Consider the following 24,694-nt stretch of genomic DNA (forward strand, 5'->3'; position numbering starts at 1 on the left):
GGAATGGCCCTTTCTTTTGTAATATTTCCTGTAAAGCAGGTTTTATAATACGGCTTGCAATTCCTGAAGAATCTCTTCAAAACTTAACTTCTTCTGTTCTCCTGAAATCATATTTTTGAAAGTCAGCTGCCCGGTTTCTATTTCTTCCGAACCGATAATACAGACAAAAGGAATCTGCTTGCGATCTGCATAGTCCAATTGTTTTTTAAACTTGGCTGTTTCAGGATAGATTTCGGCATTAATGCCTGCCTTTCTTGCTTTTCCTAACAATGGCAAAGCATATTCCTGAGCCTGTTCATCGAAATAGCAGAACAATAGCTTTGTAATGACTGATTGATTTTCCGGAAATAAATTAAGTTCTTCCAGCACATCATAAATTCTGTCCACGCCGAAAGAAATCCCGACGCCCGAAACGCCGGGCATCCCGAATGTTCCGGTAAGGTTATCATAACGGCCGCCTCCGGTAATAGAACCAATCTGTACCCCGTTTGCCTTCACTTCGAAAATCGCTCCTGTATAATAAGAAAGTCCTCTCGCCAGGGTAATGTCTAATTCTACATGTTCTTCAGACAAGTCAAAAGCATTAAAAACTGACCAGACTTTCTGAAGTTCTTCTATGCCTTTTTTTCCTGTTTCAGAGTCCTGCAATAAAACGGACAATTTTTCAAACTTTTCGGCATTAGAACCCGCTATTTCAAAAACAGGATCGAGTTTTAAAATCGATTCCTGAGAAAAACCTCTTTCGGTCAATTCTTCCAGAACCTTTTCTTTCCCGATTTTATCCAGTTTATCAATCGCTACGGCCAGGGTTCCCTCCTGTCCTGCCTGACCAATCATTTCTGAAAGTCCGGTCAGGATTTTCCGGTTATTAATTTTCAGTGTAAAATCAATGCCTAGATTTTTAAAAACCTCATGAATCATCAGCACAATTTCAGCTTCACAAATCAATGAATCCGTTCCCACCACGTCTGCATCACACTGATAAAACTCTCTGTATCTTCCTTTTTGAGGACGGTCTGCCCGCCATACCGGCTGAATCTGGTATCTTTTGAAGGGAAAAGTCAGCTCTCCCCTGTTCATCGTCACGTAGCGCGCAAAGGGAACCGTCAGGTCATATCTCAGGCCCTTTTCGGAAATTTTACTGGTCAGTTTCTTATATCCTTCATCCAGGTCATGCTGAGAGATTTTTTCAGAAAAATTACCGGAATTCAATACTTTAAACAACAATTGATCACCTTCATCTCCGTACTTACCCATCAGTACAGAAAGGTTTTCCATTGTTGGTGTTTCCAGCGGCATGAAGCCAAATCGTTGAAAAGTCTGTTTGATGGTATCAAAAATAAAATTCCTTTTGACCATTTTATCCGGTCCGAAATCTCTTGTGCCTTTTACTAAGGAAGGTTTACTCATTGTATAATTTAATATATGGGAGACAAATTCATTTTAAATTTAAAAAGCAGGTAAATAAAAGGCTAAACCCCATTTACAGGCATATTCTTCAGTCTGATCCGAAAATCAGGAATCATTTAACGGACACAAATTTAATAAAGTCTTAGGGATTTTTGGAATTTAGAATGGATTTTAGTAATTTTGCACCTCAAATCAAAACACTGTTACACGATGGCTGTTACACGACTCATTAGAAAAGACAGAAGAAATAAAGCAATAGCCAACAATAAAGTGGCTGCAATTAAGCATTTGAAAAGCAGACCAACTATTCAGTTAGTTGATATCGAAGCTATCAAAGCTGAATTCGCTGCGAAGGCTGCGAAGTAATTCGAGAAATTTCTTCAAAGACTTGACCCCGCCAGTTAAACTGACGGGGTTTTTCTTTTACTGCGGAACTTTCGTATTTTTCTTCATTTTACGCTGTATTTCCCGCTCCATTTTATTAAATCTTCTGTTGGTATCCATCATTACCCTGAAACGGATAGCCTGTCCAAAACAAAGTAAACCGATACATGTTACAACTATTCCGTAAGATTCCCGCAAAAGCCAGGTAACTACGGGAGCAGCAGGATTAGCTTTAATGCTGATTGCATTGGCTAATACGGAGAGTCCAAAGGCAAAAAGGATAATACCTCCTAATACACAAAGAATCCACTTTGTGCGGAGAGGCATTCTTTTGATCATTTTCTGACCAGGTGCTTTTTTAGGAATATCAGGTTTCATATTGGTTAATAATCAAATTGATTGCTTGTTTAAAATTTAAGATTTCTCCACAATTTCTTCCGGATCAGACCGGCAGGTTCATCCTCCAAAGGATCATCATTTCAAAATATCCAGGTTATCATTCAAAAGCCGCTCTATTTCCAGAAACTCTTCTTTTAATTCTGCCGGATTAGTTATGCCAGTGTATGAAAAAGCATGTTTATCCCACAAAAAAAACGTAAAGTAATCAGAATTAAAAACCCTTAACGCAGAAGTTTTTCCAATATTCTTCAAAGCATTTTCATTCCATTTCTTTTCTACTGTAAAACGAAAGAAAGCTTTAGTCCTTATCATCAGAACATCTTTTCCTGCCATTTTGTGCTTAATAGTCGCAGCATGTTTATCTACACTTTTAATGGCGTTCTGCGTGACAAGCACAGGCTGATTTCTTTCAATAAAAAACTGCTCTCCATTCGTCTTCATTTCCCATCCTTTTGGCAGTAATGATTTAATAACGGCAATTTTCCGGTCTTTTTGTAAGGTATTAACATCCAGATATTGAAAAGGCTTAGTCTGTGAAAATCCATGAAACGTGGCAAGACCCCACAGAAGAGTCAATTTTATCCAAGTTTTTTGCAATAAAATCATTACTAAATTTAGTTTAGAATTATATTTACGCCCGAAAAAATATCATTTATCCATCTCCTAAATAATTTTAAGGATTATATGGCTTCGAAAAAATACCGGTTTTAAACGGATTTAACAACTTTTTGAAATCATTATTATCCGTAAAACTAACAAAAAGCAAATATGAAAATGAATAAAAAATTGGCCTTGGTTGCATTTTTATGCCTTTCTGCAACTTATCTGAATGCACAAGATCATCGTTTTGTTACTGTAAATCCTACTAAACCGGATGCTACAGAATTTTATGATCCAGAAGTGAGAGTCGTTACTCCGGGAGCAATTCCTTCTGACGCTATTGTTTTGTTTGACGGAAAAAATCTGGATAACTGGGAGTCTGCAAAAGACGGAAGTGCCGCAAAATGGGATGTGAAAGACGGGGCTATGACTGTAGTAAAAGGAGCCGGAAATATTTCAACCAAACAAAAATTCGGTGATTATCAGCTTCACATTGAATGGCGTTCACCTATCGAACCGGAAACGTTGAAAAGCCAGGGAAAAGGTAACAGCGGTATTTTTATGCAGGGAATGTATGAAGTGCAGGTATTGAACTCTTATCAAAACCGTACTTATCGTAACGGACAGGCAGGAAGTATTTACAAACAAACTGCTCCTTTGGTGAATGCTACTTCAAAAATGGGTGACTGGAATGTCTATGACATTATTTACACCGCTCCGCGTTTTACTGTTAATGGCGGTATCGAAACACCTGCTTATGTTACAGTAATTCACAATGGCATTATTGTTCAAAACCATACAAAAATTCAGGGTACTACAGAATACATCGGACAGCCATTAAATCCTGTTCATGGCAAAGGACCTATCTCATTACAGGATCACGGTAACCTGGTAAGTTTCCGTAATATCTGGATTCGTGAGATGTAGTATTTCATGCGGTTTTCTGCCCGGCGATCATTTATTGAGCCGTGGCAAATCGCTATAATTCCTGTTCAATCGGGATAAATTGGGAATGATTTTTTACTTTTGTAAAAATCATTCCTTTTTTATTGTAAAGGGGTAAACGCTCCTTTACAAACCAAGTATTTTTTATGAAAAAAATTATCAGCTGGACTCTAAGAAACATTCCCAGAAAATATTTACAGTTAGTTTCACATTTTGTCATGAAAGTGTATGCTTTCTTCCTCCGCGGGAATAAAGTAGAATGCCCTGTCTGTAGTTCAACTTTCACTAAATTCGTGCCTTACGGAAGAGTAGTAGCCCGTGAAAATGCCCTTTGCCCGAATTGTCTGGCCCTTGAACGTCACAGACTGATGTACCTGTATTTACAGAGAAAAACAGGTTTTTTCAAAGAAAACCTTAAAGTACTTCACGTTGCCCCGGAATATTGCTTCATTGATCGTTTTGAAAAAATGAAGAATCTTGACTATATCACTGCCGACATAGAATCTCCTCTTGCGAAAGTAAAGATGGATCTTCACAACATTCCTTTTGAAGACAATACTTTTGATGTCGTTTTCTGTAATCACGTACTTGAGCATGTGGAAGATGATATCCGCTGCATGCAGGAAATGAAAAGAGTACTGAAGCCAAACGGCTGGGGTATTATGCAGTCTCCGCAGGAATGGTCGAGGGCAACTACTTATGAAGATAAGTCAATCACTGATCCCAAAGAGAGAGAAGCACATTTCCTTCAGGATGACCACGTAAGAATTTTTGGAAGAGATTATGGCCAAAGGTTACAAAAAGGCGGCTTCCATGTAACAGAAGATAAATTTGTCATGGAAATGCTCCTTGCTGAGGCAGACCGGTATGCTTTGCCAAAAGAGGAAATCATCTATTTCTGTGAGAAAAAATAATTAAACTGCGATAATTCAGAAACATCAACAAGCTTACCATGAAATATTTACCTATTCAAAACACGCTTTTCGTCAGGAATCGTGAAAGATTTGCTGCAACATTAAAGCCAAATTCCATAGCTATTTTTAATTCCAATGATCCAATGCCGACAAATGCGGACGGGACAATGGGTTTTAAACAAAATACTGATCTGTTTTATCTTTCAGGCATCGATCAGGAAGAATCTATTTTGCTGATTTATCCGGACTGCCCGGATCCGAAGCACAGAGAAGTATTGTTCTTAAGAGAAACTTCCAACCATATCGCTGTATGGGAAGGCTATAAATATACCATTGAGCATGCCAGAGAGGTTTCAGGTATTCAAACGATTTACTGGGCAACTCACTTCGAGTCAATCTTAACTACTTTGGTTTTTGAGGCGGAAAACATTTACCTCAATACCAATGAGCACATCAGAAACAGTTCGGTGGTACAAACCCGCAATGCCCGTTTCATCAACTGGATGAAAGACCGTTATCCTTTGCATAATTATGAAAGAATTGCTCCGTTAATGCATTCTTTAAGGGTTATCAAGTCAGAAATCGAAGTTCAGCAATTAAAGGAAGCTATCAGAATTACAGAAAGCGGATTCAGAAGAGTAGCAAAATTTGTTAAACCAGGAGTTACAGAATATGAGATTGAAGCTGAATTCATTCATGAATTTATCAGAAATCGCTCTGCCGGATTTGCTTATCAGCCTATCATCGCTTCCGGAGCAAATTCCTGTGTTTTACATTATATTGAAAACAATCGTCCATGTAAAGACGGAGATGTATTGTTACTGGATGTGGCAGCGGAGTATGGCAATTACAATGCAGATCTTACCCGCACAATTCCGGTAAATGGCCGCTTTACCCCAAGGCAAAAACAAGTTTATAATGCAGTTCTGAGAGCAATGAAATTTGCTACTTCTATACTTACTGTCGGAAATGTGTGGAGTGATTATCAGAGAGAAGTAGAAAAATTCATCGAATCAGAGTTAATCGGATTAGGCTTGCTGGATGCCACAGATGTAAAAAATCAGAACCCAGACAGCCTGCCATTGCTTAAAAAATATTTCATGCACGGTTGCTCACATCACCTCGGACTGGATGTTCATGATGTCTGGAACAGATACCGTCGCTTTGAAGCCGGAATGGTTTTCACCTGTGAGCCGGGCATCTACATTCCTGAAGAAGGGCTGGGCATTCGTCTGGAAAACAACCTGATTATCACAGAAGACGGAAACATTGACCTTATGGCAGGTATTCCGATTGAGGCAGAGGAAATTGAAGATTTAATGAACTCATAAACCCCTGAAAGGCAGGAAAATCTCCTGCCTTTTTTATTGCCCTACTTATATGCATGCACTAATTCAGAACGATGCTGTCGTATTTGGAATCCTGATGTCCATCGTGGCATTTACTTTTTATACTTCCTCCCTATCCAGTCGTTTCTGGCAAAAATTTTACGCTTTTGTACCTTCTATTTTAGTCTGTTATTTTGTTCCCGGGCTTTTAAATGCTTTCGGGGTGATTTCAGGAGACGAGTCGAAACTTTACGAGGTGGTTTCTAAATTCCTGCTTCCGGCTTGTCTGGTTTATTTTACCATCAGTATTGATTTCAAAGCACTTAAAAAGCTGGGGCCTAAAGCGCTGATTGTTTTTCTGGCAGGAAGTGCTGGTGTAATGATTGGCGGACCGCTGGCAATCTGGATCGTAAAACATATTAATCCTGTCATTGTGGAGGGAGAAACCTGGAGGGGTCTTGCAACTATTGCGGGATCATGGATTGGCGGAAGTGCCAATCAGACAGCTTTGAAAGAAGTTTTTCAGCCAGGTCCTGAAATATTCTCCCAGGCCATTGCTGTGGACGTAATAACCGCCGAGCTCTGGCTGGCACTCTTGCTTTACGGAGTAGGAAATGCCGCAAAACTGGACGCCTGGTTTAAGGCGGATACCAGCACTGTAGATGAAATCAGAAAAAAAGTAGAAAAAGAACAGCATGAGAACCAGAGAATACCGACTACCAATGACTTGGTTATGATTCTTTTTGCAGGTTTTGGCACAACGGCACTGGCTCATTTTCTGGCAGACCTGATTGTTCCGTTTATTGAAATTCATTTCCCTGAGCTCAAAAAATTCAGTCTTACCTCTTCTTCCTTCTGGGTTATCTCACTGGCGACCATTTTCGGAATCCTTCTTTCACAGACCAAAGCGAAGAATCTGGAAAAGGCAGGTGCTTCCAAATTCGGAAGTCTGTTTCTTTTTATCCTGATTACTACAATCGGCATGAAAATGAATATTTTTGCGGCCCTTGAAAACCCGGGTTTATTTCTGGTAGGAATTATCTGGATGCTTACTCATGCCTTTTTTACCCTGGTGGCTGCTTATTGGGTCAAAGCACCTTTCTTTTTTACAGCTGTCGGTTCACAGGCTAATGTAGGCGGAGCTGCCTCAGCCTCGGTTGTGGCAGCTGCGTTTCACCCCTCACTTGCTTCAGTTGGCGTTTTATTAGCCATTTTAGGATACGCATTAGGAACCTATTGTGGCTATCTCACAGGGTTGATGATGCAATGGATAGCAACTTAATTTCAACACAAAGGCGTGTAAACAGCAGGAAAAATCTCCTCCGTTTACACGCTTGCTGTTCAAACGGCTTTTCTTAACCTGCTTAACGACTGAGGAGTGATACCCAGATAAGAAGCAATGTGGTATTGGGGAACCCGCTCAAAAATTTCCGGTCGTTGTTTCTTTAATTTCTGATAACGGGTGAGTGCCGAATCACTGATCAGAGAACGATTTCGCATCGAAGCCCTGAAATGTAACTGTTCACTCAGTAATCTTCCCAGCTTTTCAAATTTGTGATATTTGTCGTAAAGTTTCTTTAACTCCTCTACCCTTATCACCTCAAGAAAGGTTTCTTCCAATGCCTGGATATTATCAAGGCTTGGACACTGTAAAAGATAACTGTACTGATTGGTAACAATGCCACTTTCTGCCTCAATTTCAAAAGTCCACTCATTTTCTCCCAGTGAATAATATTGCCTCAGGACACCTTTTCTGATAAAAACAATTTCCTCGGCAACCATCCCTTTTTCCAGTAAAAACTCCCACTTTTTTAACTTTTTCGTGTAAATGAGCGACGCAAACTCTTTCACCTCTTCGTTATTCAGTTCGACAAACTGACTAACGAAATCCAATAACTGCAATTCCATAAACTTTAATTTTTACCAAACTCACTTAAGGCCGGCGGTTTAATCATCAAATAGCAAACAGAAAAACAAAACCTAACAGATTTGTTTTTCCTGACAAATGGTAAATCGCATACAAGTTAAGAAATCCTTCCCGTATAGGTTAAATCCAATTATTAAAAACAGATTATTTTTAACAATCTATTGCTTAATCTTAACCGGTTTCATATTTACTGGTACTAATTACAAAACAATCATAATATAGATAACGACCGATAACTTGAAATAAGTATATCAGAAAATTTAACTGTAAGCGGTGTTCAATAAGATTGATAACAGATATAACGCAGGGTTTAAGTAAAAACTTCAGGAAAAATGTAGTTTTAGCCGTTCAAGTTATCTTTTTCCAAATAAGCATAGTAATTTTGTCAATTGAGAATTTTCAAGGCTCAATGACAGTGATATTTCACGACTTACGACATATAAATGAATAACATCAGAAATTTTTGCATTATTGCCCACATCGACCATGGGAAAAGTACTCTTGCTGACCGCCTGATTGAATTTACGCAGACTGTTCAGAAAAGAGATATGCAGGCCCAGTTGCTGGACGATATGGATTTGGAACGTGAGAGAGGAATTACTATCAAATCCCACGCTATTCAGATGAATTACCATTTTGAAGGCCAGGATTATGTTTTTAACCTGATTGATACCCCGGGTCACGTTGACTTTTCGTATGAAGTTTCACGTTCAATTGCTGCCTGTGAAGGCGCTTTACTGATCGTTGATGCTTCTCAGGGGATTGAAGCACAAACAATCTCCAATCTCTACCTTGCTATTAATCATAACCTGGAAATTATCCCGGTTCTGAATAAAATTGACCTTCCCGGAGCTATGCCTGAGGAAGTAAAAGACCAGATTGTAGATTTACTTGGCTGTGACCGTGATGATATTATCCATGCTTCCGGAAAAGAAGGCATCGGTATTTCTGATATTCTTGAGGCAATTGTAAAAAGAGTTCCTGCTCCCAAAGGAGAACCGGAAGGTCCGCTTCAGGCCTTAATCTTTGATTCGGTTTTCAACTCTTTCAGAGGTATTGAGGTAATTTTCAGGGTATATAATGGTTCTATTAAAAAAGGAGACAAAGTAAAGTTTATGAACACCGGCAAAGAATATTATGCCGATGAAATCGGAACACTCCGTTTTGACAAAGAACCCAAACAAGAAATAAAAGCCGGAGATGTTGGTTACCTGATTTCAGGAATCAAAGAAGCGAAAGAAGTAAAAGTAGGTGATACAATTACCCATGTATCCAAACAATGTGCTGCTGCTATTCAGGGTTTTGAAGAAGTAAAACCAATGGTTTTTGCCGGAATTTATCCGGTTGATACCACTGAATTTGAAGACCTGAGAGATGCGATGGAGAAACTCCAGCTAAATGATGCTTCATTGGTCTGGGAACCTGAAACTTCTATGGCACTTGGATTTGGTTTCCGTTGCGGATTCCTGGGTATGCTTCATATGGAAATTGTTCAGGAGCGTCTGGAACGTGAATTTGACATGACCGTAATTACCACAGTTCCCTCCGTAAAATTCAAGGTAAAAACTACCAAAGGAGAAGAGCTCTGGGTTTCAGCCCCTTCAGACCTTCCGGAACCGAACCTGATTGACTTCGTTGAAGAGCCATATATTAAAGCACAGATTATCACGAAATCTGAATACACAGGATCAATCATGAGTTTGTGTATGGATAAGCGTGGTAACCTGAAAAATCAGATTTATTTAACTTCAGATCGGGTAGAATTATCCTTCGACATGCCTTTATCTGAAGTAGTATTTGATTTCTTTGACAGATTAAAAACTATTTCCCGTGGATATGCCTCCCTCGATTATGAGTATATGGGGTATTTTGAAGGAGAAATGGTGAAACTGGACATCATGCTGAATGATGAGAAAGTTGATGCACTTTCAGCGATTGTTCACCGTGACAAAGCTTATGACTGGGGTAAACGCCTTTGTGAAAAACTCAGAGAATTAATTCCGAGACAGCAATTTGAAATTAAAATTCAGGCAGCAATCGGAATGAAAATCATCGCCCGTGAAACGGTAAAGGCTCTGAGAAAAGACGTATTGGCGAAATGTTACGGCGGTGATATTTCACGTAAACGTAAACTCCTTGAAAAACAGAAGAAAGGTAAGAAACGGATGCGTCAGGTAGGAAATGTTGAAATTCCTCAGGAAGCGTTTATGGCTGTTTTGAAACTTGATTAATTCGTTTTGATGTTATCATTCAAAGCCATGATTTCCTTTGGCTCAAACAAAAGGAGTTATGGCTTAATCATATAATTTTAAGACAAAATTATATTTTTCAAAGATAACTTTTGAAAGCAAGTGTTTAGCTTTATTTTTGATTTTCAAATTTAGTATTATTCAAATCCGGAATGTTACAGTTCCTCCGTTTGAAACAAAATCTTAGAACAATTCAAGGCAAAATTGCTACTATTTAAAATAATTCCCTTTAAATAAAAACTATGGCTGTTGCAATCAGAATGCCCAAGATGAGTGATACCATGACAGAAGGTGTCATTGCCGAGTGGCTCAAAAAAGTAGGTGATACCGTTAAGTCAGGTGATATTATTGCTGAAGTCGAGACCGACAAAGCAACTATGGAGTTGGAAAATTATGAGGATGGTGTAATTCTTTACATCGGGATTGAAAAAGGCCAGGCCGTTCCGGTTGACGGAGTTATTGCAGTAATTGGTGCTGCCGGTGAAGACTATAAGTCTGCATTAGGTGGTGGTGCCGCTCCTGCACCTGCTGTAGCTGAAACAGCTCCGGCGGCAGTCGCTTCAGAACCTGCTCCGGTGGCAGCAGCTCCGGCAGCAAATGTAAATGCAGCTGTAGTAAGAATGCCTAAAATGTCAGATACAATGACGGAAGGTGTCATTGCTGAATGGTTGAAAAAAGTAGGTGACGTTGTAAAATCAGGAGATATCATTGCCGAAGTTGAAACAGACAAAGCAACGATGGAACTTGAAAACTATGAAGACGGAACTATCTTATATATTGGTGCCGAAAAAGGTCAGGCTGTTCCTGTAGATGGTATTATTGCTATCGTAGGTGAAGCCGGTGCTGATTATAAAGCATTATTGGGAGGTGGTGCTCCGGCCGCTGCGCCAGCAACTGCCGCTCCTGCGGAAACCGCTGCTCCGGTTGCTTCTGCCCCTGCGGCTGCTTCAGCAACTCCTGCTGCTGATACTGACGGAAGAGTGAAAGCTTCTCCATTGGCTAAAGCTCTGGCTAAAGATAAAGGTATCAATCTTTCTGAGATAAACGGTTCAGGAGAAAACGGAAGAATCATCAAAGCTGACGTTGATAACTTCAAACCAAAAGCTGAAGCGGCTCCAGCTGCCAAATCTGCTCCGGCAGTGGCCAGCCCTGCTGTTTACGGTGAAGAAAGCTATGAAGAATTCCCTGTTTCTCAGATGCGTAAGACAATCGCCCGCCGCCTTTCTGAGTCTAAATTCACTGCTCCGGAATTCTATCTGACGATGGAAATCAATATGGACAAAGCAATGGCTGCCCGTACTTCAATGAATGAAATCTCTCCGGTTAAAATTTCATTCAACGATATGGTTATCAAAGCTGTTGCCCAGTCACTGACAAAACACCCTAAAGTGAATTCTTCATGGTTAGGTGATAAAATCAGAGTAAACAAGCATGTACACATCGGTATGGCTGTAGCTGTTGAAGAAGGTTTATTAGTTCCGGTAATTCGTTTTGCCAATACTAAATCTTTGTCTCAGATCTCCGCAGATGCCAAAGACCTTGGCGGAAAAGCGAAAAACAAGCAGTTACAACCAAAAGACTGGGAAGGTAATACTTTCACGGTAAGTAATCTTGGTATGTTCGGAATCGATGAATTTACTTCGATTATCAACTCTCCTGAATCATGTATTCTTGCAGTGGGTGGTATCAAAGAAACAGTTGGTGTGAAAAACGGACAATTTTATGCTACCAATGTAATGAAAGTAACCCTTACCTGTGACCACCGTACAGTAGATGGCGCAACGGGAGCTGCATTCCTGCAGACTTTCAAACAGTTATTGGAAGATCCTTATAAATTGTTAGTATAATAAATACTCAATAGTGTAGAAAAGATGAAAGATAAAGAGTGTTATTTTAACATTCCTTAGCCTTTCATCTTTTCTCTTTTTATCAATATTCAAATGGAAAAAGTAAGATCAACCACCGTATTAGGTATTGTGCATAACGGACAGGTAGCACTTGGTGCCGACGGACAGGCCTCCATGGGCGCTACCGTAGCCAAAAATCATGTCCGCAAAATCCGTAAAATGCTTGATGGGAAGATTGTTACAGGTTTTGCAGGTTCTACAGCTGATGCTTTTACATTGCTGGAAAGGTTTGAGGAAAAACTGAACGCCTACGGTGGAAATATGAAAAGAGCCAGCATCGAACTCGCAAAAGATTGGAGAACAGACCGCTATCTGCGCAAACTGGAAGCAATGATGATTGTCGCCAATAAAGAAGAACTCCTGATTATTTCAGGAACCGGTGATGTATTGGAACCTGAAAATGGTATTGCAGCAATTGGTTCAGGAGGAAATTATGCACTTTCGGCAGCAACAGCTCTTAAAAAACATGCACAGCATTTAAGTGCAGAGGAAATGGTTAAAGAAGGACTCACCGTTGCAGCGGATATCTGTATTTACACAAATCATAATTTCATTATTGAAAAACCTGTCTGACAATTTATGTTAAACTTCCTGATTCTGCGAAAAACTTATCGAACGGTCTTGCAAAATCAGGAAGCTTTTTTTTCTCCTCCAAACGCTACCGTTAGATAAATCCAAAGGCTCTTCTGACGTATATATATGGTATTTTTGTAAAGTTTAAACATCCTTATCAAAATATCATGAAACAATTCTCTTTATTTTTTATGGCCTTAATCGGCCTGGTTCTACTTAATTCCTGTAGTAAAAGTGACAGCCCGGCTGTTGAACCGGAAGTAAGTATCAGTGGAAAATGGTCTATTACCGGGTTAGGTACAATTACCGATTTAAAGACTTACGATGCCACGCTTGAAGAAATTGCTGCCGTAAGCAATAACAAAGATATTCTTAAACTGAAAGACGTTTACAGTTATGAATTCAAAACTGACGGGACTTATGTAGCAGGAACAGATTCAGGAACATGGATACTTGCTGCTGACAAAAAACAGGTTACCCTTACTTCAAAAGTAAATGTTGATTCTAACAAAAAGCCTGCTGTACTAATTTTTCAGGTATTTGATCTTGCCAAGAATTCTGTAAAATTGGGTTTCAAAAAATTCAGCAAAAACGCTTCCGGAAACTTTGACACAACATCCTTAGAAGATTTCGCTTATTTCTCTGTTGGAATCATGGGTATGGCAGGAAAAGGTGGCACCCAGGCTGATTTGGACAAAGTAAAAACGTTACAAGGTACGCTTAACCTTAAACGATAATATACTTCCCCTTCATTTAAAAGAGTCGCTAATAAAAGTTCAGCGGCTCTTTTTTTATGCCCGCAATTCTCCTTCTGAGGGCTGTCGGACACAATATGATTTTTTCAAACGTTTGCCATACTGTTTGATTCGAAATATATTTTATATAAAAAATACAAATCACTAACTTAGGATAAAGATTTTACAGATACTATGTTGCCGGTAAAATCTGTGTAGAAAAATATCATATTAAGACAGAATACCTTTCAGCATATTAATTTATCTAATTCCCTGTATTATGACAACAAATTGGTCAAGACGTGACTTAATAAAAGCCCTGAGTCTGGGAGCTTCTATCCCATCTTTTTCCTCATGGGCAAAAGATGAGGCCGGACAGCCAATGCTTTTACCGGAAAATTCTAAGAGCTTCAAACTGGCTAAACCCGTTACAGCCATTACCCTTGGAGCCGGAAACCGTGGAAATATCTACGGCAGTTTTTCAGTGCAATATCCTGAAAAACTGGACATAGTTGGTGTTGCAGAGCCTATTCCGATCAGAAGTGAAAGGTTTTCACAAAAGCATAATATCAGTAAAGAGAATATTTTCAAAACCTGGGAAGATGTTTTTAAACGCCCTAAGTTTGCTGATGCAATCATCATCACTACTCCCGATGACCTCCATTACGGGCCATGTATGCAGGCTCTTAAAATGGGTTATGATATTTTACTGGAAAAACCTATTTCTCCGTCGGAACAAGAATGCCGTGATATTCTGGAGCTTGCTAAAAAAACAGGAAGAATTGTAGCTGTCTGTCACGTGTTAAGATATGCCCCTTATTTTGTCAAGTTAAAAGAACTCATTTCAAGCGGAGCAATCGGAGAACTGGTCAGCGTGCAACACATGGAACCCATTGGTTATGAGCACATGTGCGACTCATATGTACGCGGGAACTGGCATAACAGTAAGAAAACAACACCAATCATTCTGGCGAAATCATGCCATGATCTCGATATTATAAGATGGCTGGTAGGAAAACCGTCTAAAAACATACAGGCATTCGGAGAACTGAAATGGTTTAAAAAGGAAAATGCTCCGGCAGGAAGTACTGAGCGTTGCACTGATGGATGTAAGGTAGAGAGCCAGTGTGCCTTTTCCGCAATTTCTATTTATCATCGTGACCGAAAAAGGCTGAAACGCTTTGATCTTCCTTACGAAAAGGAAAAACAAGGCGATGCTATTATGCAAATCCTTAAAACCACCGATTATGGTCGTTGTGTTTACAAAATGGACAATGATCAGCCTGAACATTATACAACCAATATTCAGTTTGAGGACGGCATTACCGCCAGCTTCTCAATGGAAGGACTGACTTCATATGAAGGCCGCAGAACAAGGCTAATGGGCAGCAAAGGCGATATTGTAGGAGATATGTTTTCTTTCGAACATACCGATTTTCTTAGCGGTAAGAAAACACAATGGAAAAACGAAACGGATATGCACGGAGGAGGAGACTGGAGACTGGTTGAAAACTGGATTCAGGCAGTCGGGCAACAAAATGCGGGTTTACTTTCCTCCACCATCGACGTTTCCATCGAAAGCCATGTAATGGGTTTTCTGGCTGAGAAAAGTCGTATTAACAAGAAAGTAGAAGATATTATCGTTTAAATCAAAATCGGGAATCTGGATATAAAATCCGGATTCCCGATTTATTTTTACAGATCAACCATCATTATCATCAGTTTCTCCAGTTCTTTAGTGGCAAGAGAGGCATTCCCGTTGTATCTGTTCAGTATAATTGAAAAAGTCATTAATTCTCCTGATTTTGAAGTAAAATATCCTGCGTAAGCTCTTACTCCTTCTATAGACCCGCTTTTAGCCCTTACATTCCCGGCAGCTTTAGATCTTTTTCCCAGAGAAGCAACCGTTCCTGAAACCCCCAAAACCGGAATAGAATTATAAAATGCTCCGAAAGATTTCTCACTTTTCATGTATTTCAGGATCTCAGTCATATTATCAGTTGTAATACCACCTGAAGGTGACAGACCACTTCCATCTTTTGGCATAAAACCTGATAAATCAATTCCTTTTGACATCCATATCTGTGACATGCCTTTAAGAGCAGCTTCAGTGGTATTCCCTAAATTCAGGAAAACTGCCGGAGTTTTCAGAAATGCCTCAGCATAGAGATTGATACTGTGGGTATTACATTCTTTAGCCAATTCGGCAAGCGTAGGAGAAACCTGTGTGTAAATCGGAGTCGTTTTTAGCGGACGGACATAAGGAAGGTTCCGCTTGTTTAATTCCATCAGCGAGGTCGCTCCCTCTGTCACAGTAATCTTTAATTCTTCCAGGCGTTTTTTCAAAAAGAATGCTGAAAACAAGGCAGGATCCGGAAGCGAACCTTTTACTGAAAACTGACTTCCTGATGGTACAAATCCCTGTAAAACGATAACATCCTGATAGGGAGAAGAATAAATCATCACCTGATCTTTTGTTCCGGCCCGGTCTGTCAGTACTTTATTCAGCTTTGCATAATACGGTAAGTCAGGAAGAGTATTCGTCAGGCTGGCAGGCTCGAGGTACGCTCCCGGTTTAAAGACAGCATAAAAAAGATTTTCATTAATATTGAGTCCTCCGCAACCTGCTCCGTAATAATTTCCGATATCACCCCAGTTCCACTGATCCGGAATGACATTTTCTTCAAATAAACTCCCGTCACCAATAATACTTCCTTTAATTTCCCTGATTCCCAATGCTTTGATTTTATAAGCAAAAATATCTGTAAGTTGCTTATAATCCGGTCTTCCCTTAAATCTCCAGCTCCCCAGAGAAGGATCTCCGGAGCCTTTAATATAAATATTTCCCAACAGAACACTATCGGTAACCTGTCCGCTAAATTCCAGTGTGGTCTGATACGTAAAATCCTCTCCCAGTGTCATTAAGGCAGTAGCCGATGAAACCAGCTTCATGGTAGAGGCAGGAGTCAAACTTTTCCTGCTGTTATATTCCAGTATCTTCTGACCGGAAATGACTGATTTGATACTGATACCAACCGTTCCGCTTTGCATCAGCTGGGACTTTGCAAGACTGTCTATCCGAATCTGCAATCTTTCCTGAGGGCTGGCTGTTTTGACAGAATCTGAAGTTAATATCTGAATAGAAAAACGAAGTAAAGTAATGAGGAGTAATTTCATATGAAAGAAAACCCAAGGCTTAGCGGAAAACCATTCAGGCAGGAATGATCTGAAACAAAATAAAGCTGATAAAATCAGGGCTGAATTAAGAAATACAGCCCTGAGAATAATTATTTAAGGACTTCCACCTGGATTTTACTATTGGTATAAACCCTGTGGGTAGCTTTCTGAAAATCTTTCTCATCTGCTTTGTAGATATTTTCCACATATTTTTGCGGATTTATATCAAACAAAGGAAATGCGGTTGACTGCACCTGAATCATGATTCTGTGACCTTTCTTAAAAGTATGCAAAACGTCCTGTAATCTGAAATTAATGTCTGTAACCTGATTGGCAACTAATGGTTCCGGTTTAGAAAAACTCTTACGGAAACGGCTTCTCATAATCTCACTTCTGACCATCTGCTGGTATCCTCCCAAAATCACATTTTTAGGGGTATATTCCGAATTCTTTTCATCACCTGGATAAACATCTACCAGTTTAACAAACCAGTCTGCATCGGTTCCGGAAGTTGAAATTTTGAGGTTTGCCATAATTTCTCCGCCCAATGTAACATCTTCTGTTAAAACATCTGTTTCAAAAGTCAGCACATCTGTTCTCCGGCCTGCAAAACGCTGATCTTCACTCATATAAGCTCTTGGGGTAAAACCCAGAATCTGTTTCGGATCCTCAGTATAAGGAACAGGCTTGGCCGGATCGGAAATAAATTCAGAAAAGCCTTTATCCACTGGCAATTCAGTACCGAGTTTACCATCTTTGCGAAGATAAAAACTCAGTTTTTCAGAAGATTTTACAGGCCATTCTGAAAACTGTTTCCATTCTTTTTTACCTGTATCAAATAAGTAGGCTTCCGGTAAACCTGATTTTCCATCTCCTGCATCTTTCAGGAAATGTTTGAAAAACTTCATTTCAATGTTTTTCTGGAAATAGGTAGCCACACTGTCTCCGAAATAAATGTTTGAGTGCATGTGATGTCCCCGCTCTCTGGCCCAGTCACCATGCCCGAAAGGACCCATTACAATCGTATTATAAATGCCCGGATTATTTTTTTCAAGGTTCTTGTAAATTGTTAAAGGCCCATATAAATCTTCGGCATCATACCAGCCGCCTACTACCATCAGAGCCGGTGCATTTTTCAGATTTTTCAAATGCGGAACAATACTTCTTTTTTGCCAGAAATCATCATAATTCGGATGATCTACATGCTCTTTCCAGAAGAAATTGCCTTCATAGCTTTTTCCTAAATTTTTAAGAGGACTGATCGATTTGTACCACTCAAAACCATCTGCGGTTTCTACTTTCGGGAATTTATCATCATACCATGACTCCGTTGTTGGCTGCGGATGCTGAATCCCAAAGACAGGAAAAGTAAGGCCATAGCCAATTGTAAAAGCGCCGTTATGGTGAAAATCATCAAAGAAAAAATCTGAGACCGGAGCCTGAGGTGAAGCAGCCTTTAAGGCCGGATGTCCGCATAATGCTCCGGCAATGGTATAAAACCCCGGGTATGAAATACCATATTGCCCGACTTTGCCATTGTTATTTTGTACATTATTAAGAAGCCAGTCGATGGTATCATAGGTATCAGAAGCCTCATCTACCTCATTTTTAGTTTTTTTATCAGCAATATGAGGTGTCATATTCGTCCAGGTTCCTTCAGACATCCATCTTCCTCTCACATCCTGATTTACGAAAATATACTTTTCACGCATCATATTCCGTGAATAGAATAACTGTCTGGCATATTTATCCTTTCCGTAAGGGGCAACGGAATAACAGGTTCTCTGCATCAGAAATGGATATTTATTATTTGCTGAGGCATCTTTTGGCACATATACTACGGTAAAAAGCTTCACCCCGTCCCGCATCGGAATCTGGTATTCATATTTCACATAGTTATCAACCACAAAAGCTGAATCCTGCTGGGCAATAGTCAGATTCTGTGCCTGTAAGGAGAAAGCCCCAAAGGCTAGTATCAGAAAACTCAAAAGCCCTGAAAGACGGTTATATTGAGTGTATTTCATTGTTTTAAATGATTATTATGTTGATTGAATTATTCCAAAACAGAGATTTTCAGATAAGAAGCTGCGTTCTTTTCATGATATACTTTATGAGAAGCCTTCTGATAGTCAGACTCTTTCGCTTCAAAAATATTCATAAATTTCTGAGGATTTCTGTCGGCCCACGGGAAGCTTGAACTTTGTACCTGCACCATGATTTTATGTCCTTTCCTGAAAGTATGTAAAACATCCTGCAAGTCAAAATGTACATCTGTAATCTTGTTTGGTACAAAAGGTTCCGGCTTTTCCACACTGTTTCTGAATTTTCCTCTGATAATTTCACTTCTGATCAATTGCTGATAGCCTCCGAAAACAACCTCCGGTTTTTTAGGATCATTCTGTGCATCCATCGGATAAACATCAATCACTTTAACAACCCAGTCGGCATCAGTCCCGCTGGTTGCTACTTTCAGTTTAGCAGTAATCGCTCCGGCAAGTGTCATATCTTTATCAAGCACATCTGTTTCAAAACTCAAAACATCCGGTCTCTGATAGGCAAAACGCTGATCTTCCACCATATAGCTCGCCGAAAATCCGTCATTGATTTTTCCTGAAAATGGTACCGGATGATTAGGATCAGAAATGTAATCGCTGGCACTGCTCAATTGCGTCGGAGCTGTAAAACTCAATTTACCTTTGGCATGGAAATACAAGGATTTCTCCTTCGCTCCTTTCGGAGGGTAAGTATCAAATTTTCTCCATTGATTGGTTCCTGTTTCAAAAAGATATGCCTCCGGTAAATCTAAGGCAGAAGTCGTATCAATCAGATGATGTTTAAAGAATTTTGCTTCAATGTTTTCCTGATAAAAAGGAGAAACTTTCGCACCAAAATCCACATCGGCCAAAGTTTGCCCTGAAGATCCGGCCCAGCCTCCGTGCACCCATGGCCCTACCACGAATGTACTTTGAATCCCGGGGTTTTGTTTCTCAATAGCTTTGTAAGTATTAAATGTACCATACAAATCCTGCTCATCATACCAGCCGCCAACTACCATTACTGCATGCTTAATGCCCTTCAAATGAGGTAGGATATTTCTTTTTTGCCAATGAGAGTCGTAATTAGGATGGTCAAAATTCTCGTGATAATATGGGTTTCTGTTTTTGTAGAAATGATCTTCAGAGTTTTTCGTTGAACCCATTCTCATATAATAATCATATCCGTCCGGATTTTCAATCTCAAACAATGCCGGCATCGGTGTTTTGGAAGGCTGTTTAAATTCCTGAAAAAAAGTATAAAATCCGAAATTGGCAGCAATCATAAATGCCCCGTAATGGAACGCATCATCTCTCCAAAGATCAGCCATCGGAGCCTGCGGAGAAGAAGCTTTTAATGCAGGATGTTCTGAAACACTTCCTGCAGAAGTAAAGAAGCCCGGATAGGAAATTCCCCATTGCCCTACTCTGCCGTTATTTGCCGGAATATTTTTGATCAGCCAGTCTATCGTATCATAGGTATCAGAAGCTTCATCAATATCTGTTTTCTGTTTCTTATGGTCAAGATGTGGCGTCATTTCCACAAATTTACCTTCAGAAGCCCATCTCCCGCGCACATCCTGGTACACTACGATATAATTGTCTCTCATCATAAACTGATTAGGACTTACTCTTCTTCTGAATTTTTCCGGGCCGTAAGGATTACAGCTGTATGGCGTTCTGTGTAACAGAACAGGATATGTTTTAGACTGGTCTTTAGGAGAATAAACCTGTGTGAAAAGCTTTACTCCGTCACGCATTTCAACCATGTATTCTGCTTTCTGGTAATTTTCACGGACATAAGCTGAGTCCTGAGAAATGGTATAGGTTGTCTGAGATTGTGCAAACCCTGCAAATGACAGGAAAGTCAGCAGTATTAAATATTTTTTCATTTGAGCATGTTGGGTTTTAAGTCCAATGGTTTAGGAATGAAATGATAAAAGATGTGTCGGTTAATCCGGTGTGATTTGTGGCCGGGTGCTTGTCATGAAAGACGAAAAAACTCCGGCTTTTTTGTCAGTCAGAGGCTTGATAAAACTGTAGCATAGTTAAAATACAGGGAGATGAAGTGTGTAAATTACTTGTAAAAGAATACAATTTAAAGAAAAGACGCTAAAAGGTAAACTTTGTTCCGTAATTTTGCGCTTCGATCAGCGATTTGATAGATCGCTTTAAAACCAATCAAGCAGTGAGTCAAGCAGTTTTAAGAATTGCCGTCCAGAAATCAGGTCGGCTCAGTGAAGATTCCCTTAATTTATTCAAAGAATGCGGAATCAAATTTGATAACGGTGCCGGAAAGTTAAAAGCTACCTCCTCCAACTTTCCCGCTGAATTTTTATTCCTCAGAGATGATGATATCCCGGGTTACGTAGAAGATGGTGTAGCTGATATCGGAATCGTCGGAGAAAATGTTCATGTTGAGGTTTGTAAAAAGGTAAGTGAGGTTAAAAAACTCGGGTTTTCGAAATGTCGTCTTTCCATTGCTGTACCACGCGGAGAGGCTTATAACGGCGTACAGGACCTGGAAGGCAAAAGTATTGCTACCTCTTATCCGGTTATTTTAGGAAATTTCCTGAATAGTCATGGAGTAAAAGCACATATTCATGAAATCAGTGGTTCTGTAGAAATTGCACCAAGTATCGGATTGGCTGATGCGGTTTGTGACATTGTTTCATCCGGCGGAACCTTGCTGAGTAATGGCCTGAAAGAAGTAGATGTGATTTTCAGAAGTGAGGCAGTAATGATCGGTTACCCGGACATGCCGGCTGAAAAGCAAAATATTGTTGAGCAATTGTTGTTCAGAATTGATTCTGTTCAACGTGCCAAAAACAATAAATATGTTGTATTAAATACTAAAACTGAAAATATTCCTGCCATCGCTAAATTACTTCCGGGGATGAAAGCGCCTTCCGTTTTCCCTCTGGCAGAAGCTGGCTGGTCTTCTATGCATTCGGTAATTAATGAAAATGACTTTTGGCAGAATATTGAAAAACTCAGAGAAGCAGGTGCCGAAGGTATTTTAGTGATTCCGATAGAAAAGATGATTTTCTAGAATCAAAGGAAAGAATTTGATTTTTCAAACTCAGTTTTTCAGTTTTGATTTACCCGGGCAATTCCCGTTTTCGTATTTCTTCAAATGAAAATAATAAAGTTTCCGGATAGCTCTGCTTACAAAGCCATTCTAACCCGCCCTGTTCAGGACATTTCGGTGATTGAGCAAAGGGTTACGCCAATCTTGCAAAAAGTAAAGGCGGAAGGCGATGCTGCAATCAGAGCATTCGCTTTACAATTCGACAAAACCGTCCTTGATTCTCTGGAAATGCCGGAAGAATCCGTTAAAAAGGCCGAAAGTCAGTTAAGTGATGAACTTCTGAAAGCCATTAATCAGGCTTATATCAACATCTACAGGTTTCACGAAGCTCAGAAACAGGCTCCTGAGAAAATCGAAACGATGGAAGGTGTTACCTGCTGGAGAAAATCAGTCGGAATTGACAAGGTTGGTGTATATATTCCGGGAGGAACGGCTCCTTTGTTTTCAACGGTACTTATGCTGGGAATCCCTGCAAAAATTGCCGGATGTAATGAAGTTGTGTTATGTACACCTTCCGACCATCCTGCCATTCTTTATGCAGCCCGCCTTTGCGGCATTACCAGAATTTTCAGAATCGGTGGTGCCCAGGCTATTGCGGCGATGGCTTACGGAACTGAAACAGTACCTCAGGTTTACAAAATATTTGGTCCGGGCAACCAATATGTTACCGCTGCCAAAATGCTGGTAAATAAGGAAGGTATTGCCATTGATATGCCTGCCGGACCCTCTGAAGTAGCAGTTTATGCGGATGACTCTGCAAATCCTGCTTTTGTGGCAGCAGATCTGCTCTCTCAGGCCGAACACGGTATTGATTCACAGGTATTACTGGTTTCTACGTCCGAAAAACTTATTGAGGCGACCAACCAGGAACTTGAAAAGCAGCTGAAAGCTCTTCCAAGAGCTGAGTTTGCCGCAAAAGCATTGGAAAACAGTCAGGCTATTTTAGTTGAAAATGAGTCTGTTGCACTGGAAATGCTCAATCAATATGCCGCAGAACACCTGATTCTTTCAGTAGAAAATGCTGAAGAAGTTTCAGAAAAAATATACAATGCCGGTTCCATATTTTTAGGGAATTATACACCTGAATCAGCGGGAGATTATGCTTCAGGAACCAATCATACTTTACCTACAAACGGTTATGCCAGAGCCTATTCCGGCGTAAGTCTGGATACTTTTGTAAAAAAGATTACCGTTCAGCATATTACCAGAGAGGGGATCCATCATCTGGGTCAAACCATTATCGAAATGGCTCAGGCTGAATCGCTGGAAGCGCATGCCAATGCCGTCAGAGTAAGACTTCAATCATAATCCCATTCCAATCAGTCAGGAAAGTTTTTTCCTGACTGATTGGAACCTTTCCTTAATTCACAAAGAAGATGTCATTCAATTTAGATAAAGTACTTCGCCCTCACATTGCCGGTTTAGCTCCTTACTCATCTGCACGTGATGAATATACCGGAAAAGAAGGTATCTTTCTCGATGCTAATGAAAATCCGCTGGGATCAGCTACCCCGGAAAACTGGAACCGCTATCCTGATCCTTATCAGACAGATATTAAAGTTAAATTAGCCGCTATCAAAGGATGCCGGCCTTCACAGATTTTTCTGGGAAACGGCTCTGATGAACCGATAGATCTGATTATCCGTGCTACCTGTACTCCAAAAGAGGACAATATCATCATTCTTCCTCCTACTTACGGAATGTACGAAGTCAGTGCTTCTATCAATGATGTTGAAATTAAAAAAGTCCCGTTGACAACCGATTATCAGCTTGATGTTGACAATATTTTAAAAGCGGTTACTCCGTACACAAAGCTGATATTCATTTGTTCTCCCAATAATCCAACCGGAAATCTGATTGAAAAAAAGTCGATTTTACGCATTCTGGAATCGTTCTCACAAGGAATTGTGATTTTGGATGAAGCATACAATGATTTTGCAGAGGAGCCTTCATTTATTGCGGAACTTGATCAATACCCTAATCTTTTGATTTTACAGACCTTTTCAAAAGCCTGGGGTTTAGCTGCATTAAGATTGGGGATGGCTTTTGCCGGAGAGGAAATTGTTAAGATTCTTAACAAAATCAAACCTCCTTATAACATCAACGGACTTACCCAGAAATTACTGATTGAAAACATTGATAATCTGAATTTTGTTAAAGAATCTGTGACGATATTAAATGATAACCGTCTGAAATTAGTTGAGGCTTTGGAAAAACTTCCGTTTGTTTTGAAAGTTTATCCCTCTGATGCTAACTTTATTCTGGTTAAATTCACAGATTCAAAAGCAGTATTTGAGTATTTGATAGCCCATAAAACCATAGTAAGAGATCGCTCTAAAGTAGTTTTGTGTGACAGTTCTCTTAGAATTTCCGTTGGAACCCAGGAGGAAAACAAAACTCTGATTAGTTTACTTGAACAATTCAGTTAACCGCAAAATACGATTCATCATCGTGATTCATCTACCATGAAAAAGCTACAGATTCTACTCGTTTTCAGTTTGATTTCATTTTCAGGTTTGGCGCAAACCAAAGATTGGGCTGTTGGTTTCCGGATAGGCGAACCCGGAGGGCTTATGCTTAGAAGATACCTTAATAATGACAGGAATGTTCTTGAATTTAATGTGGGTACTTATGGCGCTCTGTGGGGTAATATCAGTAAATACCGTGACGGACAGTATAAAAATATTGGCTTTGCATTCAACGGGCAATATCTCTGGAGAAATGAGATGGGAAAAAGTGGCAAACTTATGAACTATTACGGGTTTGGCGGACAAATTACCTCAAGAACATATTATTCTCCCAAGAATATAAACGGGCAAATCATTGATATTGACCAATCTAACATTGCTTTGGGAGGTGTAGGAACGGCAGGTTTAGAATATTTCCCGGATGGTGCACCGCTTTCTATTTTCATGGAAGTAGGTTTATATGCGGAATTAATTCCGGCAGTCTTATATCTTCATCCTCAGGGCGGTGTGGGCGTAAGATTAAATTTTTAATTTTTTTTGCGAAATGGGTTTTGA

21 protein-coding genes are annotated in these 24,694 nt (G+C 39.9%); 14 read left to right on the plus strand and 7 right to left on the minus strand.

Going from position 1 to position 24,694, the window contains the following annotated elements; genetic code table 11:
- Positions 1-42: 42 nt before the first annotated feature.
- The gene (gene hisS, locus BM179_RS17400; protein ID WP_092018437.1) at positions 43-1,410 is read right to left on the minus strand and encodes a histidine--tRNA ligase; all 1,368 of its coding nucleotides are present in this window, start codon (positions 1,408-1,410) and stop codon (positions 43-45) included.
- A gap of 210 nt (positions 1,411-1,620) precedes the next feature.
- Here hisS and BM179_RS25385 point away from each other — a divergent pair, with 210 nt between their 5' ends.
- Positions 1,621-1,776 carry a hypothetical protein gene (locus tag BM179_RS25385; protein ID WP_177219439.1) on the plus strand — a complete coding sequence of 52 codons (156 nt, stop codon included), beginning with the start codon at positions 1,621-1,623 and terminating at the stop codon, positions 1,774-1,776.
- Positions 1,777-1,833: 57 nt separating this feature from the next.
- On the opposite strand, the gene BM179_RS17405 is transcribed toward BM179_RS25385, so the two are convergent.
- Together BM179_RS17405 and BM179_RS17410 are read right to left on the minus strand one after the other, a co-directional pair.
- A complete protein-coding gene (locus BM179_RS17405) occupies positions 1,834-2,172 on the minus strand; it encodes a hypothetical protein (RefSeq protein ID WP_092018438.1) in 339 nt (112 codons plus the stop codon).
- Positions 2,173-2,268: 96 nt separating this feature from the next.
- A complete protein-coding gene (locus BM179_RS17410; RefSeq protein WP_143095259.1) occupies positions 2,269-2,769 on the minus strand; it encodes a hypothetical protein in 501 nt (166 codons plus the stop codon).
- Between the two features lie 192 nt (positions 2,770-2,961).
- Between BM179_RS17410 and BM179_RS17415 the strand changes: the two genes are divergently transcribed.
- The 4 genes from BM179_RS17415 (at position 2,962) to BM179_RS17430 (ending at position 7,262) form a co-directional block, all read left to right on the plus strand.
- Entirely contained in the window at positions 2,962-3,720 is a 759-nt protein-coding gene (locus BM179_RS17415; RefSeq protein WP_218159246.1) for a 3-keto-disaccharide hydrolase, read from the plus strand.
- Positions 3,721-3,884: 164 nt separating this feature from the next.
- Positions 3,885-4,652 (plus strand): class I SAM-dependent methyltransferase, encoded by a 768-nt coding sequence (locus BM179_RS17420; RefSeq protein ID WP_092018440.1) that lies wholly within the window; start codon positions 3,885-3,887, stop codon positions 4,650-4,652.
- A gap of 38 nt (positions 4,653-4,690) precedes the next feature.
- On the plus strand, positions 4,691-5,983 hold the full coding sequence (locus tag BM179_RS17425; RefSeq protein WP_092018441.1) for an aminopeptidase P family protein: 1,293 nt from the start codon (positions 4,691-4,693) through the stop codon (positions 5,981-5,983).
- Between the two features lie 49 nt (positions 5,984-6,032).
- Positions 6,033-7,262, plus strand: a complete 1,230-nt coding sequence (locus BM179_RS17430) for a DUF819 family protein (RefSeq protein WP_092018442.1) — start codon at positions 6,033-6,035, stop codon at positions 7,260-7,262.
- A 59-nt stretch (positions 7,263-7,321) separates the two neighbouring features.
- Here BM179_RS17430 and BM179_RS17435 read toward each other — a convergent pair whose 3' ends face one another.
- Entirely contained in the window at positions 7,322-7,888 is a 567-nt protein-coding gene (locus BM179_RS17435) for a Crp/Fnr family transcriptional regulator (protein WP_092018443.1), read from the minus strand.
- Between the two features lie 462 nt (positions 7,889-8,350).
- On the opposite strand from BM179_RS17435, the gene lepA reads away from it, so the two are divergent.
- The 5 genes from lepA to BM179_RS17460 all read left to right on the plus strand — a co-directional run bounded on the left by lepA (position 8,351) and on the right by BM179_RS17460 (position 15,018).
- Positions 8,351-10,138, plus strand: a complete 1,788-nt coding sequence (gene lepA, locus BM179_RS17440) for a translation elongation factor 4 (protein WP_092018444.1) — start codon at positions 8,351-8,353, stop codon at positions 10,136-10,138.
- A 260-nt stretch (positions 10,139-10,398) separates the two neighbouring features.
- Positions 10,399-12,003: a pyruvate dehydrogenase complex dihydrolipoamide acetyltransferase gene (locus tag BM179_RS17445; protein ID WP_092018445.1), complete on the plus strand. Its 1,605-nt coding sequence runs from the start codon at positions 10,399-10,401 to the stop codon at positions 12,001-12,003.
- A gap of 93 nt (positions 12,004-12,096) precedes the next feature.
- Positions 12,097-12,636: an ATP-dependent protease subunit HslV gene (gene hslV, locus BM179_RS17450; RefSeq protein WP_092018446.1), complete on the plus strand. Its 540-nt coding sequence runs from the start codon at positions 12,097-12,099 to the stop codon at positions 12,634-12,636.
- 167 nt (positions 12,637-12,803) lie between these two features.
- Positions 12,804-13,373 (plus strand): hypothetical protein, encoded by a 570-nt coding sequence (locus tag BM179_RS17455; RefSeq protein WP_092018447.1) that lies wholly within the window; start codon positions 12,804-12,806, stop codon positions 13,371-13,373.
- A 277-nt stretch (positions 13,374-13,650) separates the two neighbouring features.
- The gene (locus tag BM179_RS17460) at positions 13,651-15,018 is read left to right on the plus strand and encodes a Gfo/Idh/MocA family protein (protein WP_177219440.1); all 1,368 of its coding nucleotides are present in this window, start codon (positions 13,651-13,653) and stop codon (positions 15,016-15,018) included.
- Between the two features lie 47 nt (positions 15,019-15,065).
- Here BM179_RS17460 and dacB read toward each other — a convergent pair whose 3' ends face one another.
- The 3 genes from dacB to BM179_RS17475 form a co-directional block, all read right to left on the minus strand.
- The gene (gene dacB, locus BM179_RS17465) at positions 15,066-16,547 is read right to left on the minus strand and encodes a D-alanyl-D-alanine carboxypeptidase/D-alanyl-D-alanine endopeptidase (protein WP_092018448.1); all 1,482 of its coding nucleotides are present in this window, start codon (positions 16,545-16,547) and stop codon (positions 15,066-15,068) included.
- Between the two features lie 110 nt (positions 16,548-16,657).
- On the minus strand, positions 16,658-18,571 hold the full coding sequence (locus tag BM179_RS17470; protein WP_092018449.1) for a CocE/NonD family hydrolase: 1,914 nt from the start codon (positions 18,569-18,571) through the stop codon (positions 16,658-16,660).
- A gap of 29 nt (positions 18,572-18,600) precedes the next feature.
- A complete protein-coding gene (locus tag BM179_RS17475; protein ID WP_092018450.1) occupies positions 18,601-20,472 on the minus strand; it encodes a CocE/NonD family hydrolase in 1,872 nt (623 codons plus the stop codon).
- A 296-nt stretch (positions 20,473-20,768) separates the two neighbouring features.
- Here BM179_RS17475 and hisG point away from each other — a divergent pair, with 296 nt between their 5' ends.
- The 4 genes from hisG (at position 20,769) to BM179_RS17495 (ending at position 24,670) form a co-directional block, all read left to right on the plus strand.
- On the plus strand, positions 20,769-21,632 hold the full coding sequence (gene hisG, locus BM179_RS17480; protein WP_092018544.1) for an ATP phosphoribosyltransferase: 864 nt from the start codon (positions 20,769-20,771) through the stop codon (positions 21,630-21,632).
- A gap of 84 nt (positions 21,633-21,716) precedes the next feature.
- The gene (hisD, locus tag BM179_RS17485; RefSeq protein WP_092018451.1) at positions 21,717-22,979 is read left to right on the plus strand and encodes a histidinol dehydrogenase; all 1,263 of its coding nucleotides are present in this window, start codon (positions 21,717-21,719) and stop codon (positions 22,977-22,979) included.
- A gap of 68 nt (positions 22,980-23,047) precedes the next feature.
- The gene (hisC, locus tag BM179_RS17490) at positions 23,048-24,100 is read left to right on the plus strand and encodes a histidinol-phosphate transaminase (protein WP_092018452.1); all 1,053 of its coding nucleotides are present in this window, start codon (positions 23,048-23,050) and stop codon (positions 24,098-24,100) included.
- A gap of 36 nt (positions 24,101-24,136) precedes the next feature.
- Positions 24,137-24,670, plus strand: a complete 534-nt coding sequence (locus BM179_RS17495) for a hypothetical protein (protein WP_092018453.1) — start codon at positions 24,137-24,139, stop codon at positions 24,668-24,670.
- Positions 24,671-24,694: the final 24 nt, after the last annotated feature.

The sequence above is a fragment of the Pseudarcicella hirudinis genome, from assembly GCF_900115665.1.
Classification (GTDB): domain Bacteria; phylum Bacteroidota; class Bacteroidia; order Cytophagales; family Spirosomataceae; genus Pseudarcicella; species Pseudarcicella hirudinis.

What these genes read in the sequence shown, in the direction of transcription:
- hisS (WP_092018437.1), bottom strand. Translation starts at nt 1,410, where the DNA reads ATGAGTAAACCTTCCTTAGTAAAAGGCACAAGAGATTTCGGACCGGAT.
- BM179_RS25385 (WP_177219439.1), top strand. Translation starts at nt 1,621, where the DNA reads ATGGCTGTTACACGACTCATTAGAAAAGACAGAAGAAATAAAGCAATA.
- BM179_RS17405 (WP_092018438.1), bottom strand. Translation starts at nt 2,172, where the DNA reads ATGAAACCTGATATTCCTAAAAAAGCACCTGGTCAGAAAATGATCAAA.
- BM179_RS17415 (WP_218159246.1), top strand. Translation starts at nt 2,962, where the DNA reads ATGAAAATGAATAAAAAATTGGCCTTGGTTGCATTTTTATGCCTTTCT.
- BM179_RS17420 (WP_092018440.1), top strand. Translation starts at nt 3,885, where the DNA reads ATGAAAAAAATTATCAGCTGGACTCTAAGAAACATTCCCAGAAAATAT.
- BM179_RS17425 (WP_092018441.1), top strand. Translation starts at nt 4,691, where the DNA reads ATGAAATATTTACCTATTCAAAACACGCTTTTCGTCAGGAATCGTGAA.
- BM179_RS17430 (WP_092018442.1), top strand. Translation starts at nt 6,033, where the DNA reads ATGCATGCACTAATTCAGAACGATGCTGTCGTATTTGGAATCCTGATG.
- BM179_RS17435 (WP_092018443.1), bottom strand. Translation starts at nt 7,888, where the DNA reads ATGGAATTGCAGTTATTGGATTTCGTTAGTCAGTTTGTCGAACTGAAT.
- lepA (WP_092018444.1), top strand. Translation starts at nt 8,351, where the DNA reads ATGAATAACATCAGAAATTTTTGCATTATTGCCCACATCGACCATGGG.
- BM179_RS17445 (WP_092018445.1), top strand. Translation starts at nt 10,399, where the DNA reads ATGGCTGTTGCAATCAGAATGCCCAAGATGAGTGATACCATGACAGAA.
- hslV (WP_092018446.1), top strand. Translation starts at nt 12,097, where the DNA reads ATGGAAAAAGTAAGATCAACCACCGTATTAGGTATTGTGCATAACGGA.
- BM179_RS17455 (WP_092018447.1), top strand. Translation starts at nt 12,804, where the DNA reads ATGAAACAATTCTCTTTATTTTTTATGGCCTTAATCGGCCTGGTTCTA.
- BM179_RS17460 (WP_177219440.1), top strand. Translation starts at nt 13,651, where the DNA reads ATGACAACAAATTGGTCAAGACGTGACTTAATAAAAGCCCTGAGTCTG.
- dacB (WP_092018448.1), bottom strand. Translation starts at nt 16,547, where the DNA reads ATGAAATTACTCCTCATTACTTTACTTCGTTTTTCTATTCAGATATTA.
- BM179_RS17470 (WP_092018449.1), bottom strand. Translation starts at nt 18,571, where the DNA reads ATGAAATACACTCAATATAACCGTCTTTCAGGGCTTTTGAGTTTTCTG.
- BM179_RS17475 (WP_092018450.1), bottom strand. Translation starts at nt 20,472, where the DNA reads ATGAAAAAATATTTAATACTGCTGACTTTCCTGTCATTTGCAGGGTTT.
- hisD (WP_092018451.1), top strand. Translation starts at nt 21,717, where the DNA reads ATGAAAATAATAAAGTTTCCGGATAGCTCTGCTTACAAAGCCATTCTA.
- hisC (WP_092018452.1), top strand. Translation starts at nt 23,048, where the DNA reads ATGTCATTCAATTTAGATAAAGTACTTCGCCCTCACATTGCCGGTTTA.
- BM179_RS17495 (WP_092018453.1), top strand. Translation starts at nt 24,137, where the DNA reads ATGAAAAAGCTACAGATTCTACTCGTTTTCAGTTTGATTTCATTTTCA.